Origin of the sequence: Shewanella sp. W3-18-1 (assembly GCF_000015185.1) — a bacterium.
Taxonomy (GTDB): Bacteria; Pseudomonadota; Gammaproteobacteria; order Enterobacterales; family Shewanellaceae; genus Shewanella; species Shewanella putrefaciens.
Genome location: NC_008750.1, coordinates 2,768,634 through 2,785,153, shown reverse-complemented (window position 1 = coordinate 2,785,153; position 16,520 = coordinate 2,768,634). Strand labels below are relative to the sequence as shown.

Sequence of the window (16,520 nt, the reverse complement as noted above, 5' to 3'; positions counted from 1 at the left end):
TATTTTTGGTTATTAATAACAAAATAGGTGAGTAATATACCGCAATATCCAGATGGGTCGTTAGCTCAGTCGGTAGAGCAGTTGGCTTTTAACCAATTGGTCGAAGGTTCGAATCCTTCACGACCCACCACTTATTTTTAGATGATTAATCATAAAATAAGTGAACCATTTTATCGCCATATCCAGATGGGTCGTTAGCTCAGTCGGTAGAGCAGTTGGCTTTTAACCAATTGGTCGAAGGTTCGAATCCTTCACGACCCACCACTAATAAATCTCCTTAGTTTCGAACTCATATGTTAAATGAATCGAATCACCTTTGATTGATTTTTGCTTTGAAGCTAGCTTTAGTGTCTTCATTGGCCTGTTTATACCAGTAATCCAGCATTTGACTAATTTCCGCTTGACTAGGTGTGGTGGCAGAAGTTGTTTGCGAAGACTGATCGTTGGATGTTGAAATTGTTGATTCAATCGCGATCAAGCTTGTAGATTTAACCGCGGGGGCTTGATGCACTGGTGGCTGGTTTGCTGAAATTGCTGTTGTCGATGATACCGCTATTGCGTTGTTTGGTATTGTTGTCGCGCCATTCATTGTGATATTTAATGAAGCAGGTTGATTGCTAAGGTTGTACTGCAATATTTCGTGTTCGAAATCCCGTCCCAGTTGAATACCATGCTTAACTAATATATCGCTGGTAAAACTCACGGCTTCATCTTGAGCATTTAATAGCGCCAGCTTGGGTGACTCATCAAATTTTTTTGCATCTCTGGCTGAGTTGATGGCGGGAAGTCTCAGTGTGAGTATCTGTGTTGATGCATCAAAACGGACAATAAGCACATCAGACTGATAGCGTACCGTCTCAGCTTGTTGTCGATATTGCACGCTATAGCGAAAGGCAATTTGATTAATACCATCGGCTAAAATGAGAGAGTCACTCTTTACTGCGGGCCTACCATTGACCGTTAACACTTCAGCATTTTTAGGCAGGTTCAAAGTAATCTCGGCGGTTGCTGGCTGCACAGTGGTTAGTATTAGCGCCGTAGTACATAGGATTGATTGATACTTCATACACTTTCTCTGTTATTGCGAGTCGGTTGCTAAATAATAGGGCAGTTATTTTGCGAAAGCAGGGTTAATTCTAGTGTGGATCAAGATCAGATAAATAGCGATAAACCATTTATAGGAGCCGTCCATTAAGGTTGGTTTTGTCATTGAGAGTAAAAAAGGCTCACGAGGAGCCTTTTTGAGCATGATATTTCGGGATTGAACGCTTATTTGGTTAGGTTGATGCTATAAACGGCGAAACCCAGTTCATCCTTGCTGATCTTCTTCATTTCACGTTGCTTGTTAGCTTCGATAAAGGCTGCGGCTTTGTCACTGTCTTGGGTTTCGAAGCGAACATCTAAGGTGACGTTAGTGCTGATGGTTTTGAAATCCCAGTTGTAATCGGCACTTGGATTTACCATAGCTTCGTATTTGCCAGTGGTTTCGTTGTACTGAGATTGCGCTGTGATATAGGCCGCTAACGCTTCACGGTTAGTGTCAGGTAGTTCAAGCACCACATGGTCGCTACCCGTACCTGCAAACTTACCGCCAAAGGCACGGTAGTTATTTGAGGCGACAATAAACGCTTTCGCGGCAAATTCTTCACCTGTGATGACTTTGCCGTTTTCGTCTTTATAGCTTAAATCAACGATACGGTTTGCGTTGGCATTAACGACGGCGCAATCGCGGTCAAACTTGCTCGGTTGAGTTACATCTATCTTGTACGTTAAGCCATCGAGTACGTCGAAGTTATAGGTTGGATGACCATCCCAGTTAATTAAACTTTGTGGTGTGGTTTTTGTTGGATCGATTTGATTGAATTGGTTCGCTGAGCACTCGAGCCAATCTTTTAACTCTGCACCTGTCGCTTTGACTGCCACCATAGTATTGGGATATAGGTACAGATCGGCGGCGTTTTTAAAGGTCAGTGGGCCTTTATCAACTTGCACAAATTGATCGGCATCGCTGGTTGTACCGTGGCGACCACCCGCTTTAAAAGGAGCTGAGGCCGATAGCACTGGCAGATCTTTTAATTCCGGAGGTAATTTTGCTTTCACGTTAGCGATTTGTGCATCGGACACGATTTGTACCGTTGGATCGTCCTGCACTAAGGTCAGGAAGCTGTACATGTCCGCTGCGGCAACGCCGATAGGTTCATCCACAAAAGCGAGGGTGCCTTGGTGTTCTGCTGCGACTGCATCTCTAATTGCAGGATCTTGGCTAACTAACTCTTCCTTAGTTGTACCATTATAGATAGGGCGAGCTTGCGTTTTGGCACTAAGGACATGCCATTTACCATCTTTACGCTCAAGTTTAAAGTCAACCACTCCCAAGTTATCACCCCAACGTCCTGGCATAACTGCAGGTATGCCGTTCAGTAAGCCTTTAGTGACATCGGTATTAGGTAAGTCAGCATACTTAGCATCTGGGAAGATGGAATGGCTGTGACCAAAGAGAATCGCATCTATGCCGTTTACATAGGTCAAAGCATAAGTGGCGTTTTCAGCCATAGGATCGCCAGGATTTTCAGTTGATCCAATACCAGAATGAGGGATGGCGATAATAAGATCGGCACCTTTTGCTTTCATCTCGGGGACATATTTTTTCGCGGTTTCAATAATATCTTCGACCGTGACTTTACCCGTCAGATTTTGTTTATCCCACAATAGAATTTGCGGTGGCACAAAACCAATATAACCAATGTTAATGGTTTGATTATTACCTTCACTGTCGATAATATTTTTTTGTTTGATGAGATAAGGGGTGAATAAATGCTCACCTTTTTTAACCTCATTCCAGCAACCATTATCGTCGGCGCAATAAACGTTTGAGTTGATATAAGGGAAATCTGCACCACTAATGGATTTATTTAAGAAATCTAAACCATAGTTAAATTCATGGTTACCGATATTACCGACTTCATAATCTAATAGGTTCATGGCTTTATAGGCTGGATGAATATCACCCATTTGCAGGCCAACTTTAGCCATATAATCGCCCATTGGGCTGCCTTGTAGCAGATCGCCATTATCAACGAGTACACTGTTTTTGGCTTCACTGCGTGCAGCGTGAATTAAGCTTGCAGTGCGAGCTAGACCGATAGTTGGATCATTTTTACCACTGTAGTAATTGAAATCCATGATATTTGTGTGCAAATCTGTGGTTTCTAGCACCCGTAAATCTGCTTGAACGACACGGTCATCAGGTTGAATAATCGTGTCATCATCTGAGCCACAGGCACTCACGCCAAGGGCGGCAGTGATCATCACTGCAAGTATTTTCTTATTTAACATAGTTATCTCTATTTATATTTATTTGACCCCAATGCATGCTCCGTAAAGGAGCATGCTCATCATCCTGTTAATTCAGCGTAATTTAACTGTTAGGTTAATTTGTTGCCAAGTTAACGAGTGAGAACTATAAAGACATTTGATGATCTGAATGTGACATTAATCGGATAAAAGCTGTTTCAAATTGTGACTCAAGGTTTGCTTGTCTAAATAGCGAGCCGTTTAATCTGTTTATTTGTTACATTAATGTTTAAATAATTACAGTAAACAGTTTGTTAAGAATAGTTAATATTTGTTATTGGAATGGCATTTTATTTGCTCAGCCCCTTGTCTATGTCGGGAATATTTGACTTAAAACTTCAGTAGAATTTTTTTAAATAATTCTTTTACATCAAATTTTAGCCAATGTTGACCACTTATGTTCGCATGCCTCTTAGCTTGATTGAGGTGAGTTAGGTTTAGCGTAGCGTTGGCACCGGCATATTTAGACGGGTAATACACATAAAGTGATACAAATTAGCTGTGCTCTGGGCGGGTAAAACTTGGCTGAAATGCGCGTAACTTGTTAAGGTAGTTCATCGAAATTGACGTACGAAGCTACACAAGTTCGTTAAAACAGACTGTTGTAAACCGAAAGCCAAAATCCATTTGCGCGCACCTTTCATCTTAAAAATACAATCGAAAGGGCAGCAACATCCAAGGGAGTTAATATGCGTAAGTCCGTTATTACTACAGCCGTAGCTGCAGCTTTATTACTGGGGGCTTGTTCAGACCAGTCCACCGTAAACCATGATAAAGCACCCAATGCCGTTGCGACTCAACCCGCCGCCAAAGTTGAAGCAACTCATGTGCTGCTGAGCAAGAGTCCACTGCAGGATCAAGCGCCGCAATTTAATCTTATTCAGTCTGCAGATTATGCTCCGGCCTTCGAGCAGGGTATTAAAGCTCACGATGCAGAAATCGCTGCGATTGTGAATAACAAACAAGCGGCCAGTTTTGACAATACGATTCTCGCGATGGAAACTTCGGGTGAATTGTTAACGCGCGTATCGCGAACATTCTTTAATCTCGCAGGGTTGATTTCTGATGATACCTTTCAGAAAACTGAAGCGGATCTTGCGCCTAAGCTAGCTGCCCACCGAGATAATATTTACCTCGATCCGACGTTATTCGCCCGTGTTGAAACCGTTTATCAACAAAAGAGCAGTTTGAATGCGGAAGATCAGCGTTTAGTTGAATATTACTATGAGCAGTTTGTCCGCGCTGGCGCTAAGTTGTCAGCCGAAGATAAAGCGAAGATGCGCGACTATAATGCAGAGCTTGCCACTTTAGCGACAGACTTTTCACAAAACAGCTTAAAATCATTTAAAGATGATGTGATTATCGTGACCGATAAAGCCCAGTTAGCGGGTTTATCCGACAGCGAAATTGCCACTTTAGCCGCAGCCGCCAAAGCTGCGGGTAAAGAGGGCTACTTGATTACCTTAGTCAACACGACACGTCAGCCTGTGCTTTCAAGTTTGAGTCATCGTGAGCTGCGCCAAAGAGTATGGGAAGCTTCGGCTCACAGATCTGTGATAACGAATGGCCCGTTAATTGTGAAAATGGCGCAAATTCGCGCTAAAAAAGCCAACTTACTGGGGTTCGATACGTGGGCAGCTTATGCCGTTGCCGATCAAATGGCGAAAACTCCTACCGCGGTGTATGAAATTCTCGATGATTTAGCGCCAAAAGCCTTAGCACGCGCCAAAGTGGAAGCGGCTGATATTCAGGCTGAAATCAAAAAGGCGGGCGGTGATTTTGAGTTGCAACCTTGGGATTGGGCTTACTACGCCGACAAGGTACGTAAAGAGAAATACTCCCTTGATGAAAGCAGCATCAAGCCTTATTTCGAGTTTAATACTGTACTGAAAGACGGGCTGTTTTTCGCTATGCATAAACTGTATGGCATTAGCTTAAAAGCGCGCACTGATTTACCTGTGTGGCATCCCGACGTATTAGCCTTTGAAGTCTTTGATAAAGATAACAGTTCTATTGGTTTATTCTACCTAGACCCATATGCCCGTGAAGGCAAAGGCGGTGGCGCGTGGATGGATGAGTTCGTGACTCAAAGCGGCTTGCTCGGCACTAAACCTGTTGTCTATAACGCGCTTAATATTCCAAAGCCTGCCGATGGGCCAACATTAATGACCTTCGATGAAGTAACGACCATGTTCCATGAAATGGGCCACGGGATCCACGGTTTATTCTCACAGGTGAAATACCCCAGTGTGGCAGGTACATCAACCGCGCGTGACTTTGTGGAGTTCCCGTCACAGGTTAACGAAGATTGGAATATTGACCCCGTTGTGATTGCGAACTATGCGAAACACTACCAGACAGGGGAGCCTATTCCAAAGGCGTTGCTTGATAAAATCTTAGCAGCAAATAAGTTTGGCCAAGGTTTTGATACTGTTGAATATCTGTCAGCGGCCTTATTAGATATGGAATGGCACTCTATCAGTGCTGATACTCAAATTACCGATGTAGAGCAGTTTGAACATCAAGTCTTAGCTAAACATGGTCTTGATTTTGCGCCAATTCCACCACGCTATAAATCGAGTTATTTTAGTCATGCTTTTGCAGGTGGGTATTCTGCTGGATATTATGCTTATCTTTGGACGGAAGTATTTGCTGCCGATGCTTTTGCTTACATGGGTGAACATGGAGGGCTAAATCAGGACAATGGTGATAAATTCCGTAATACCGTTTTATCTAAAGGTAATAGTGAAGATTTAATGCAAAACTATATTCAGTTTACAGGTCAAAAGCCGACAACGGATGCCTTATTAAAACGCCGTGGTTTAGTGAATTAAGTTTGATCTGCAGTAACAAAAGGCTTGATGGGTAACCTATCAGGCCTTTTTTTGTTTTATTGTATTTCCTAGGTCTTTACTCTAGAATCCTGCCAGATTTGACTGTGGGATATGTTCTATATCTCGTATCGACGCCCCTCGAAAATCAGGCTCAACCCTCCCTTCTTTGAGCCCTTGAGTACAGCAAAAGCGTAGCTTCTTTTTTGGATGTAGCATAAATGGTTTCGCAATTGAGTGAAGCAGTGCTGGATGTGATCGCTGACGCCTTGGTAAATAAAGGCTATATACTTTTAACGGACTTAGTTCCTCATAATATTAGCCAAGTTTTATTAGATAAAATTCAAGCTACAGATTTATATGAGTTGAAAGCGGCCTCAATAGGCCGCGGTGTGGAACAACAATTAAACCCAGATATTCGCCGCGATAGGATCCAGTGGCTAGATGAGCAGAATAAGCCAGATATCTTGTATCTTGACTTGATGACACAGTTAAAAAACGGTTTAAATCGTCGCTTATTTATGGGGTTATTTGATTATGAAAGTCATTATGCGGTATATCAGCCAGGGGCATTCTATAAAAAGCATGTTGATGCCTTAAAAGGTAGCCAAAATCGTATCTTAACCACAGTGTTTTTTTTGAATCCTAACTGGAAAGAAGCCGATTGTGGTGAATTGATTATTTATGATGAAGAGGATAATGAATTAGAACGAATCCCCCCAAAAATGGGGCATTTTGTGATTTTTCTCAGTGAACGCTTTCCCCATGAGGTCACTCAAACTCGAGCACAGCGTAATAGTATTGCTGGCTGGTTTAGGGTGAGTAATAGCATCCATGGCTTTTGATATTACGCTGGTTAAAAATGACACGCTTGTGCCATTTTTAACTTGATTTATCAGCTAACACTTAGTTTACAGGCGTTAATCACGCGTCGTCTTTCATTTGAGTCAATAGCGATATTTAACGCCTCTTTTTTATGAACAGATCCTTATCTAACGAGTAACATCTCATCTCGAAACTTATTCACCGTTTTTCGTCTAGCAACCACAATGTTACCCGAGTGAAATTGAAGGCCTCTTTTAACGTATTGATCAAAATAGCGCTGAAAATAGGGTGTTTTTTTATTATCGTTTAATGTTAGGCTAGATAAAAATGTGCGCAAGAGCACACTTTTAAATCATCTAACGGAGGCGATACAGTGGGCTGTGGAGATAACTTAGGTTGTTTAAGTGGTGAGCATGTAGTACTTGAGCCTTTGTCCTTGTCCCATGTGGCGGCATTGAGTTTGGCTGTAGCGGATGGAGAACTGTGGCATTTGTGGTATACCAACGTACCAGAACCGAGCGAAATGAAAGCCTATGTTACACAAGCTATTGAGGATGCGCAGCGGGGTGAGAGTTTTCCTTTTGCTGTTCGCGATAGGGTATCAGGTGAGATTGTGGGTTGTACGCGAATTTGCCACTGGGAGAGTGAACATCGTCACCTTGAAATTGGGTACACTTGGTATGCAAAACGAGCTCAACGTACAGGCATTAATACTGAATCCAAACTGCTGCTGTTAACCTTTGCTTTTGAGTCCTTAGATGCCATCGCAGTTGAATTTCGTACGCACTGGCATAATCAGGCATCACGCCAAGCTATTGCTAGGCTAGGAGCCAAACAAGATGGAGTCCTGCGCAATAATAGAATTCTTAAGGATGGCACTATTCGCGATACTGTTGTTTATTCGATTATTGATACTGAATGGCCAACGGTTAAATCTGGCCTGCAATTTCGATTGAAACAGAAACCTATAATCTGATCGTTTATATAAAGCAAAGTTAGGAAATATAAATGGCGAGCATTATTACTCAAGCAGATGTGACTGATAGCCATGACGTTGCCGTGTTATTTAATGAGTATCGGCAGTTCTATGGATGTGATGATAACTTTGTGGCAGCACAGCAGTTTATCCATGCGCGATTATTCGAACGCTCGTCCGTGGTGTTTATTGCGCGGGATCACCAAGGTTTGGGCCTTGGCTTTGTGCAGCTATATCCTTGCTTTTCATCGCTGCGATTAGCCCCGATTTTAATCTTGAATGATGTTTTTGTGACTCAACATGCTCGTTGTGTCGGCATTGGTCGGGCTTTAGTCCAGCGTGCAGCCCGTTACGCGAAGGAGCAAAATATCAGTTATTTGATCTTAGAGACTCAAAGGGATAATCGCCGTGCTCAAGGCTTGTATGAGGCATTAGGCTTTGTTCGAAACCAAGATTTTTTTACCTACGAGCTTGAGATTCATTCTGGGCTTAGGTAGGTTTATTCGTTATTGCTAATAAAAAGGGAATACAACCATGTTAAAAGCGTTAGTCATAGGTGGCTTAGCCTTAAGTGCGAGCTCTGCGGTATTGGCAGGTGAAGCAGAGAAGGCTTTTAGTAATGAGGTCATCGAATGTGCCGCTTATTATCAGATAAGTTCAGAAGCGATAGCGGCAATGAATGCTCCGCAAATGCAGGCCGTGGGTGAGAGGTTAAAGAACTCGAAAGTTGAAGCAGAGGATCTTGCCAAGCAATATCGCCCAGAAGCGGAAGTGATCCAAGCTATTGCCGATGCCAAAGCGCGCCAAATTCAAAGTCTTGGAGGGTCAAGTAACTTAGGTGCTTTGATGGGCAAATATAAAGATGGATGCCAAACCATACTGGCTGAGCCACAAAAACGGTTAGATTATTGGATTATGGCAACGATGTAGTGTCGCCGTTAACCTATAAATATCAAAAAGGAGCCAAATGGCTCCTTTTTGATATTTAACTGGCTAGCACAGTTAATTTTTTGGGGGTGAAACGGAGTTATGCTTTAGGCGGTCTTAGTTTGCAGCTTACAATCTTTTTGAATTAACTGAGAATAGTGATGATGTTAATACTCTTGGCTGCAATGGTGTTGAGTACAGGACTTTGCATATACCACTTAAATCAAGGAAAGCGAGTGTTATTAGCACCGCTGTTCATTGCAAATGTGAGTGAGCAGACAAAGCGAATGTTGCTAGGGGTATTTTATTTTCAAACAATTTTTTTCTTGATATCAACAGCGACTTTTCTTGTTTGTGCCGTTGCACTCATCCCCCAGATGTATGCTTTTAGCTTATTGTTATTTATTGGACTTAACTACAGTATTTTTGCAATTTGGCAGCTTTATATAGCAAGCTTAAGTCCACCCAACAGTGGACTTATGTTGAGTCTCCAAGCTCTGGTGTTTCTACTCATTGGTATTTTGTCTATGTTGGAGCCCTTAATGGCAATGATGTGATAGGAAAGCACATTAATCTGACGTGGTGAGTGTGATGTCATAATTTTGTGCTAATTCTGCCAACTTCCCGTTATCAGTCAGTAATTGTAACCAATGGGATAGCTTTGTCGCTTCGAGTACTGAGTTCGGCTTCAATAGAATGTTATGGGTATAGTGTTGATCCCATTTCTCAGATATGAGTAATAGTGGTTGTTCTTGGGGATTGAGCTTGAGATAGTGATTGAGGTAAGAATAAGTTACAGGTGCAACATCAGCGCGTTTGCGTAAAATACTCTCGATCGAAGCTTTATTATTGTTTACGTATATAATATTGAACTGTTTTTCAAGGTGCTCAGGATTTGTTTCTAATTGTGCGAAGCGATAGTGGTAGCCTTTAACTAAGGCGATCGATTTATTGGTCAGAGTGCTAAAAAACAACTGATTTCTCGCTTTACTCTTTAGGGCAATAAAAGCTTCACCATCGGTGATGTGTAAAGGAATAAATTGGGTCTCGATTTGTTGCCAACCCCAATTAGGGTTCTCAAACATCATCATATCGAATCGTCCTACTGAATAGGCTTTATATCTATGCTCTATGCTGGTAGAGACAAATTCAAATCTAACATCCTGTTGTACTTGATTGAGCGCATTAATAATATCGAGGGTTAGGCCAGTATAGCGCCCATCCTGTTGAAGATTAACATAAGGGGCAAATTGATACCCTCCTACGCGTATTTGGGGGATGGGATCGACTTGCTGCCCTTGGGCAAATACCATAGAGCTTAAACTGGTAAAGAGGATGAAGCATAAAAGTGGGTAGCTACTGCCTTGTAAGTGCATAGGTTCTCCTGTTATTCACCACGGCCTTAGCTTACCTGTGGTTGTTACAAGTTAATACAATTAATTGCAGCACTTACGTATTGTTAATGCGTATTTTTGTGCTGCTAAGTTTTATGATGATTAGGGAGATCTCACGTTGAGTAATTTATCATCTCAGGTATGTGAGTGGCTTGAACAGGGATATATCACTAAAGAGCAGGCAAATCGCCTATATTGCGCTCTTTCGCCGCGACCAAGTGCAGCGAGCTGGAAAACCCTTTTCAGCACAATACTATTATGGTTGGGGACGTTTAGTTTTGTCAGTGGAGTGATATTTTTCTTTGCCTACAATTGGCAATCCCTTGGCCGTTTTGCAAAATTTGCCCTAATAGAAGTGGCAATATTGCTGACCATTTCCCTGTTTGTTTGGTTATATTATCGCGCCGCTTGTCGAGTATCAGCTGCTTATCCATATAAGTCTTCCCTCTTGGGGGTAACAACTGCCAATGCCATGCTGTTCGGAGCCAGTATTTTAGTGGGAGGACTATTGGCACTCGTTGGACAAACCTATCAAACAGGCGCCGATCCTTGGCAATTATTCGCCTTGTGGGCAATTGTTATTTTACCTTTTGCTTGGGTCGCAAGATTTGATGCTTTATGGTTATTGATCGTCGGGTTATTGAATCTTAGTTTAGGGTTGTTTTTTGATACTTTTTCCCATTTTTGGGGAGACTTTTGGGATGAGCAAGCATTGCTATTCACCTTTGTCATCTTCAATTTAGTTATCTATTACACCTTTGTTTTTTTAGACCCAAAAGCGACAGGAAGCTGGCATGTTCCCCTTGTAGAGTATGCCTGTTCGATGTTTGCTATGGGATGTTTTACTTGGTTAATCACTTGGCTGATTTTTGATGATGTGAGTGAACATCATGGCTTTTACACTGGGGTTATGTGCGGCTATTTTGCCCATCTTGTTATTGGTTTCTTTATTTTCCGCTATCGATTACCACGTATATATCCTTTAGCTTTAGGTGGTTTTAGTTTGATTGCCGTGGTCGGTGCATTATGGGTAAAACTAATGTTTGAGGATAATGAGCCTATAGGTGGCTTCTTATTTATTGGCCTTTATATCATTTTAGCCAGTACTGGTTTAAGCCTATGGTTGAGAAAACTAAACCGACTTTTTAATACACAACCAGCCCAGTTACTAAACCAAGCCATTATGGGAGAAGCCCATGGACAAAAATAAGGGCTTAATGGAAGAATCAGTGGCAACTACACCATTGGATAAGTGTGTTGTACCAAGTGATATGCCATGTGAGTCACCTTTGGCAACATTGTGGCAAGCCTTGTATGCAGAGGGTAACGTCGGCTCGCCTCAAATGCCTGAAAGCCACGATGTGCCATGGTATATCGCTGCGATGCAAGCCTTTGCAGCTTGGATTGCAGCATGGTTTTTATTGGGGTTTATGGCATCGCTTTTGGATGCGATTTTTGAACGAGTCGATGGATATTTTGCCTTATTTATTGGGTTAATCTATTTGGGTATTGGCGTTGGTTTATATTTTTTACCACGAAAACAAACTTTTATTCATCAATTTGCCTTTGCTGCGAGCTTGAGTGGGATCTTGGGTATTGCTTGGGGATTATTCGATTTACTTGGCGATGACTTTAGCTTTGCTTGGTATAGCAGCATGGCAATTATTCTTCTGTGTCTATGGGGATTGATTACCCATGGGTTAGCTCAGTTTGTGTTTGCTTTTTGCTTAAGTTGGTGTGTTGTTGGCATTATGGCTAAATTACATCTACTTAACTTGAGTCAGAGTATTTTTGCCTTACTTATCAGTTTAGTTGTTTTAAATATCCATCAATTAGGCCGCCACTATCGGCGAGCACGTATGCTCTTATACGGTTTTGCATTTACTCTTCTGAATATTCAATTAATTCATGTCTTTAGTATGGATAATATATTTGAAGCCTTGTTTACTCCTTGGCAGCAGATGCCGTGGCTTTCTTTGACACATGTGCTGATTATTTTTTCTATTTGCAGTTTTTTATTGATATCTATTTTTCGTGAACGTCAACAATCACTCGTTTCGCTTAGCGCATTTGCATGTGTTATCGGGTTAGTTTTCGTCAGTGGCCTGTCCTTGCCAATGCAGGGTGTATCCACGGCTATTCTGCTAATGTTACTCGGTCACTATGCTAATGAATTTTGGCTTAAATGGATGGGTATTGCATCGGCAGTATTATTTGTGGGTGGCTACTACTATTCCTTGGAAACGACGTTAATGCTTAAGTCTTGGTATTTGATGGGATTAGGTTTATTGCTACTGGTAACAAAGTTAGTGATGTGGCGGCTATTTCCTGTAAATGTGCATGCTAAGGAGACTATGTGATGGGAAAACTGTCGGCTTCACATAAATGGGCGCTGGGCATCGTACTTTTCACGACAATGGTAATTCTTGCTGGTGTAAATTGGCGTATTTTCAAGTTTGAACAGATCCTTAATCACGGGCAAGTGGTGCGTTTTGCATTAGCGCCGGTCGATCCGCGTTCATTAATGCAGGGGGATTATATGGCGCTTGAATATGCCATCGCGCGTGATGTGCGTAGTGCTTTGGCACCGCAACAAACCCAAGGCCAGTTACTATTGGCATTAGATGAGCAAAAGGTTGCGCGGTTTGTGGATTTTTATACTGATCAAGCATTAGGCAAAGATCAGCTTCGGGTGCAATTTCGTGTCCGTGGGAATCAAATTAAGCTCGCATCGAACAGCTTTTTCTTTGAAGAAGGCCAAGCCGATCATTTTAGTGCAGCTAAATACGGTGAGTTTCGGGTGAACTTGCAGGGTGAGTTACTGCTGGTTAGTTTGCTCGATGAGAAGTTGCAGCCCTTATAGCCCAGTATCAGGATGATCATCATCCATTTGTTTTGCTTTATTATCTTTGTTTATCTTTGGCCGTACTGTGTATCGGGCGGCCTGTATTCCCCGTACTGCTTTCTTCCTAGCCCAGAACGCTAAATCGTATGAGTTATATCCATCTTAAGTTGCAACTTTTATGCAGCCAATTTGTAACATTGCTCACCTATAGTATCGTCAGTTTGTGAAGTACTGCGTCTGGAAGTATTTAAGCGCATCAATTAAATCGTCATTCAATAGCCAATACTAAAACGATACATTTAGGGGTCTCAATGTTTAACACGAAAACTTTGCTGGCGTTAGCCATCAGCAGCGTCTGTGGGCTTGCCCATGGCGCGGATAATTTAATCATTTCTGAATACGTCGAAGGCAGTGGCAACAATAAAGCCATCGAACTGTATAACCCAACTACAGACGTTATTGATTTAAGCCAATACCAATTGCGTTTCTATTTCAATGGCAGCACCAATGTCGGTACGACTATTGCGCTCACTGGCTCATTAGCAGCGGGAGCGACTTATGTGGTTGCCGATAATGACGCGTCTGCCGATATTCTTGCGGTGACAAATCAACAGAGTACAGCAAGTTTTTTTAATGGTGATGATGCCATTGTTCTGACATATCAAAATCAAGTGATTGATAGCTTAGGTCAAGTGGGCGTTGATCCGGGAGCAGAGTGGGGCAGTGGTTTGCTTTCCACCCAAGACAATACCCTGCGTCGTAATCCTAATTTATTGATTGCAGATACCATTATTGATGATGAGGTGAACTTTAGTACTTGGCTGGGCTTTGCTAAGGATGATATCTCGGATCTTGGTAAATTCAGCGCAGGCACGCCAACCGATCCAGTCGACCCTCCACCAAGTTCTTTAGTGTGCGGTGAAGATGCCACGGCGATTCATACGCTTCAAGGCGCTGGAGCTGTAAGCCCGCTTAATGGCCAAACCTTAGTGGTTGAGGCGGTTGTTGTCAGTAATCAAGAAGCCGGTCTTAAAGGCATTTTCATGCAAATGGCTGATCATGAAGTCGATAACGACCCACTGACCTCGGAAGGTGTGTTTGTGTATACGGGGAATGCACCAACCGCGTATGTGGCGGGCGATCGTATTCGTTTAAAAGCAAAAGTCACCGAATATCAAGGTTTAACGGAATTAACGACCGTCTCTGAGCACAAGTTATGTGCCACAGGTCAAGCACTACCAACGGCTGCGGTAGTGACTTTACCCGTTAACAGCAGTGATGATTTCGAACCTTTTGAGGGGATGCGTGTTCGTTTTAGCCAAGATTTAGTGGTGAACGAAGTCTATAACCTCGGTCGTTATGGTGAAATTTCATTAGGCAGTCAGCGTCACTTTATTGGTACGCAGGTCGCTGCACCGGGCGCAGATGCGCTGGCGGTGAGCGCAGCCAACCAACGGGACAGTATTTTATTGGATGATGGTTTAACGGTGCAGAATCCCGACCCTGTGCAATTCCCCGCCCCTGGGCTTAGCGCATCAAACACAGTGCGTGTGGGCGATAGCGTCACATCGCTCACAGGTGTGATGCACTATGGCTTTAATTTGTATCGCATTATGCCAACGGAAACGGTGAGCTTTGTGGCGGAAAATCCACGCCCTGTTGCGCCCACATTGGTTGATGGCGGCAATTTAAAAGTCGCTAGTTTTAACGTGCTTAACTACTTCAATGGCGACGGCCAAGGCGCTGGTTTCCCAACCGCGCGTGGTGCCAATACCTTAAGCGAGTTTGAGCGGCAAAAGGCCAAGATTGTCAGTGCCATGGTGGGCATTAGTGCCGATGTATTCGGCTTGATGGAAATCGAAAACGATGGCTTTGGCGCTAATTCAGCTATTGCTGATTTAGTCGCAGGTTTAAATGCCGCAGTGGGTGAGGCGCGTTATGCGTATATCGCGCCAACAGGCATAAATGCAATTGGCACCGATGCCATCACTGTCGGCTTGATTTATCGTCGTGATAAAGTCACACCGAAGGGTGCTGCGCGCATTCTTTCCAGTGCCAATTCACCCTTAGATGATAATCAACAACCCCTGTTTAACGATACCAGAAACCGTCCAATGTTGACGCAAGCCTTTAGTGTGAATGGCAGTGATGAGGGGGTGGTTGTCGCGGTGAATCACCTTAAATCTAAGGGCAGTGAGTGTGCGGGCGATCCTGATCTTAACGACGGTCAAGGCAACTGTAATAGCACTCGTACCCGTGCGGCGACTGCTGTTGGTCAATGGTTAGGCGAGCAATATCCAGAGCAAGGCGTGCTGCTGATTGGTGATTTGAACGCCTATGCGAAGGAAGATCCATTAACAGCCTTGGCTAATGCGGGCTTTAGTGAACTGTTTGCTGAGCTTAGAAAACCCAATCCATACACTTATGTGTTCTCCGCCGAATCGGGTCAGTTAGACCATGCTTTAGCAAACGCCGAGTTACTGGATAAAGTGGTGGATGTAACACAGTGGCATATTAATACCGATGAACCACGCGTATTGGATTACAACGAAGAGTTTAAGACGCCCGCTCAAATCCAAGATTTATACTCAACCGATGCTTATCGCTCATCGGATCACGATCCTGTGGTGATTTCACTCCTGCTTGAAGCGGAAAAAGTGGCGCCAGTTGCCAGTTTCACTCAAGTGGTGAATGGTGCGACTGTGCAACTGACATCCACTTCCAGCGACAGTGATGGACACATTGTTTCTGCGGAGTGGAACTTGGGTGATAATACTGTGGCAGTAGGGAATGTTGTCACTCACAGTTACCGCCAAAGCGGTGAGTATCAGGTTACACTCACTGTGACGGATAATGATGGTCTCACCCATAGCATCTCCCAAAAGGTGACAGTGGTTGTTGAAAATGTGAAAAAACCGCCAGTCGCGCAAATTCAGCGTATTAATTTATGGTTAGTCGATATGTTTATTTCGACGAGCTACGATACCGATGGTGTGATCAAACAACATAAATGGACGTTTGATAATGGCACCCGCGCTAACGGTCAAGTGGTATTGCGCCTTGCCCGTCGTGGACAACACACAGTTGAACTGACCGTTAAAGATAACGACAAGTTAACCGATACCACGACACTGACTTACCGTTAAGTCAGTCCTTTTATTCCGCTGATTTTAAGTGACTCAAAGCCCGCCGCCGCGGGCTTTTGTTTTTGCCCAAAAGCAAGATAAAGTTGTTGTCAGTTGTGACGCATCAATTCTCATTGTTTCCCCAGTGACTCGCCGCCTCTTTATTTAACAAGAAGTATCCCTGAGAGTTCTAATAAAATATCCATGTTTTAGAAGGTCACTGGTACAACAATGCCAATCCTC

General features: G+C 43.1%; 13 protein-coding genes and 2 tRNA genes. 12 read left to right on the top strand and 3 right to left on the bottom strand.

Annotated elements, in window-relative coordinates; translation table 11 throughout:
- Nucleotides 1-54: 54 nt before the first annotated feature.
- Both SPUTW3181_RS12600 and SPUTW3181_RS12595 read left to right on the top strand, forming a co-directional pair.
- Nucleotides 55-130: transfer RNA gene (locus SPUTW3181_RS12600), tRNA-Lys, on the top strand.
- Nucleotides 131-188: 58 nt separating this feature from the next.
- Nucleotides 189-264: transfer RNA gene (locus tag SPUTW3181_RS12595), tRNA-Lys, on the top strand.
- 46 nt (nucleotides 265-310) lie between these two features.
- On the opposite strand, the gene SPUTW3181_RS12590 is transcribed toward SPUTW3181_RS12595, so the two are convergent.
- Both SPUTW3181_RS12590 and SPUTW3181_RS12585 read right to left on the bottom strand, forming a co-directional pair.
- Nucleotides 311-1,066, bottom strand: a complete 756-nt coding sequence (locus SPUTW3181_RS12590; protein WP_011789698.1) for a DUF2057 domain-containing protein — start codon at nucleotides 1,064-1,066, stop codon at nucleotides 311-313.
- Between the two features lie 203 nt (nucleotides 1,067-1,269).
- The gene (locus tag SPUTW3181_RS12585) at nucleotides 1,270-3,336 is read right to left on the bottom strand and encodes a bifunctional 2',3'-cyclic-nucleotide 2'-phosphodiesterase/3'-nucleotidase (protein ID WP_011789697.1); all 2,067 of its coding nucleotides are present in this window, start codon (nucleotides 3,334-3,336) and stop codon (nucleotides 1,270-1,272) included.
- 707 nt (nucleotides 3,337-4,043) lie between these two features.
- On the opposite strand from SPUTW3181_RS12585, the gene SPUTW3181_RS12580 reads away from it, so the two are divergent.
- From SPUTW3181_RS12580 to SPUTW3181_RS12555, 6 genes are all read left to right on the top strand, one after another.
- Nucleotides 4,044-6,188 carry a M3 family metallopeptidase gene (locus SPUTW3181_RS12580; RefSeq protein ID WP_011789696.1) on the top strand — a complete coding sequence of 715 codons (2,145 nt, stop codon included), beginning with the start codon at nucleotides 4,044-4,046 and terminating at the stop codon, nucleotides 6,186-6,188.
- Nucleotides 6,189-6,406: 218 nt separating this feature from the next.
- Nucleotides 6,407-7,030, top strand: a complete 624-nt coding sequence (locus SPUTW3181_RS12575) for a 2OG-Fe(II) oxygenase (RefSeq protein WP_011789695.1) — start codon at nucleotides 6,407-6,409, stop codon at nucleotides 7,028-7,030.
- 353 nt (nucleotides 7,031-7,383) lie between these two features.
- The gene (locus tag SPUTW3181_RS12570; RefSeq protein WP_011789694.1) at nucleotides 7,384-7,986 is read left to right on the top strand and encodes a GNAT family N-acetyltransferase; all 603 of its coding nucleotides are present in this window, start codon (nucleotides 7,384-7,386) and stop codon (nucleotides 7,984-7,986) included.
- 32 nt (nucleotides 7,987-8,018) lie between these two features.
- Entirely contained in the window at nucleotides 8,019-8,483 is a 465-nt protein-coding gene (locus tag SPUTW3181_RS12565; RefSeq protein WP_011789693.1) for a GNAT family N-acetyltransferase, read from the top strand.
- Nucleotides 8,484-8,520: 37 nt separating this feature from the next.
- Nucleotides 8,521-8,916: a hypothetical protein gene (locus tag SPUTW3181_RS12560; protein WP_011789692.1), complete on the top strand. Its 396-nt coding sequence runs from the start codon at nucleotides 8,521-8,523 to the stop codon at nucleotides 8,914-8,916.
- A 158-nt stretch (nucleotides 8,917-9,074) separates the two neighbouring features.
- A complete protein-coding gene (locus tag SPUTW3181_RS12555; protein ID WP_041408201.1) occupies nucleotides 9,075-9,470 on the top strand; it encodes a hypothetical protein in 396 nt (131 codons plus the stop codon).
- A gap of 12 nt (nucleotides 9,471-9,482) precedes the next feature.
- On the opposite strand, the gene SPUTW3181_RS12550 is transcribed toward SPUTW3181_RS12555, so the two are convergent.
- On the bottom strand, nucleotides 9,483-10,289 hold the full coding sequence (locus SPUTW3181_RS12550) for a substrate-binding periplasmic protein (protein WP_011789690.1): 807 nt from the start codon (nucleotides 10,287-10,289) through the stop codon (nucleotides 9,483-9,485).
- Nucleotides 10,290-10,425: 136 nt separating this feature from the next.
- Between SPUTW3181_RS12550 and SPUTW3181_RS12545 the strand changes: the two genes are divergently transcribed.
- The 4 genes from SPUTW3181_RS12545 to SPUTW3181_RS12530 all read left to right on the top strand — a co-directional run bounded on the left by SPUTW3181_RS12545 (nucleotide 10,426) and on the right by SPUTW3181_RS12530 (nucleotide 16,298).
- A complete protein-coding gene (locus tag SPUTW3181_RS12545; RefSeq protein ID WP_011789689.1) occupies nucleotides 10,426-11,517 on the top strand; it encodes a DUF2157 domain-containing protein in 1,092 nt (363 codons plus the stop codon).
- A complete protein-coding gene (locus SPUTW3181_RS12540; protein WP_011789688.1) occupies nucleotides 11,504-12,667 on the top strand; it encodes a DUF4401 domain-containing protein in 1,164 nt (387 codons plus the stop codon). The genes SPUTW3181_RS12545 and SPUTW3181_RS12540 overlap by 14 nt, the downstream gene beginning before the upstream one ends.
- Nucleotides 12,667-13,170, top strand: coding sequence for a GDYXXLXY domain-containing protein (locus SPUTW3181_RS12535; protein WP_011789687.1), 504 nt, complete (start codon nucleotides 12,667-12,669; stop codon nucleotides 13,168-13,170). The genes SPUTW3181_RS12540 and SPUTW3181_RS12535 overlap by 1 nt, the downstream gene beginning before the upstream one ends.
- 293 nt (nucleotides 13,171-13,463) lie before the next feature.
- Complete coding sequence (locus tag SPUTW3181_RS12530) at nucleotides 13,464-16,298, top strand: ExeM/NucH family extracellular endonuclease (RefSeq protein WP_011789686.1); 2,835 nt, start codon at nucleotides 13,464-13,466, stop codon at nucleotides 16,296-16,298.
- Nucleotides 16,299-16,520: the final 222 nt, after the last annotated feature.

Excerpts from the sequence above, each read along its gene's own strand:
- SPUTW3181_RS12590 (WP_011789698.1), bottom strand. The coding sequence starts at position 1,066 with ATGAAGTATCAATCAATCCTATGTACTACGGCGCTAATACTAACCACT.
- SPUTW3181_RS12585 (WP_011789697.1), bottom strand. The coding sequence starts at position 3,336 with ATGTTAAATAAGAAAATACTTGCAGTGATGATCACTGCCGCCCTTGGC.
- SPUTW3181_RS12580 (WP_011789696.1), top strand. The coding sequence starts at position 4,044 with ATGCGTAAGTCCGTTATTACTACAGCCGTAGCTGCAGCTTTATTACTG.
- SPUTW3181_RS12575 (WP_011789695.1), top strand. The coding sequence starts at position 6,407 with ATGGTTTCGCAATTGAGTGAAGCAGTGCTGGATGTGATCGCTGACGCC.
- SPUTW3181_RS12565 (WP_011789693.1), top strand. The coding sequence starts at position 8,019 with ATGGCGAGCATTATTACTCAAGCAGATGTGACTGATAGCCATGACGTT.
- SPUTW3181_RS12560 (WP_011789692.1), top strand. The coding sequence starts at position 8,521 with ATGTTAAAAGCGTTAGTCATAGGTGGCTTAGCCTTAAGTGCGAGCTCT.
- SPUTW3181_RS12555 (WP_041408201.1), top strand. The coding sequence starts at position 9,075 with ATGATGTTAATACTCTTGGCTGCAATGGTGTTGAGTACAGGACTTTGC.
- SPUTW3181_RS12550 (WP_011789690.1), bottom strand. The coding sequence starts at position 10,289 with ATGCACTTACAAGGCAGTAGCTACCCACTTTTATGCTTCATCCTCTTT.
- SPUTW3181_RS12540 (WP_011789688.1), top strand. The coding sequence starts at position 11,504 with ATGGACAAAAATAAGGGCTTAATGGAAGAATCAGTGGCAACTACACCA.
- SPUTW3181_RS12535 (WP_011789687.1), top strand. The coding sequence starts at position 12,667 with ATGGGAAAACTGTCGGCTTCACATAAATGGGCGCTGGGCATCGTACTT.
- SPUTW3181_RS12530 (WP_011789686.1), top strand. The coding sequence starts at position 13,464 with ATGTTTAACACGAAAACTTTGCTGGCGTTAGCCATCAGCAGCGTCTGT.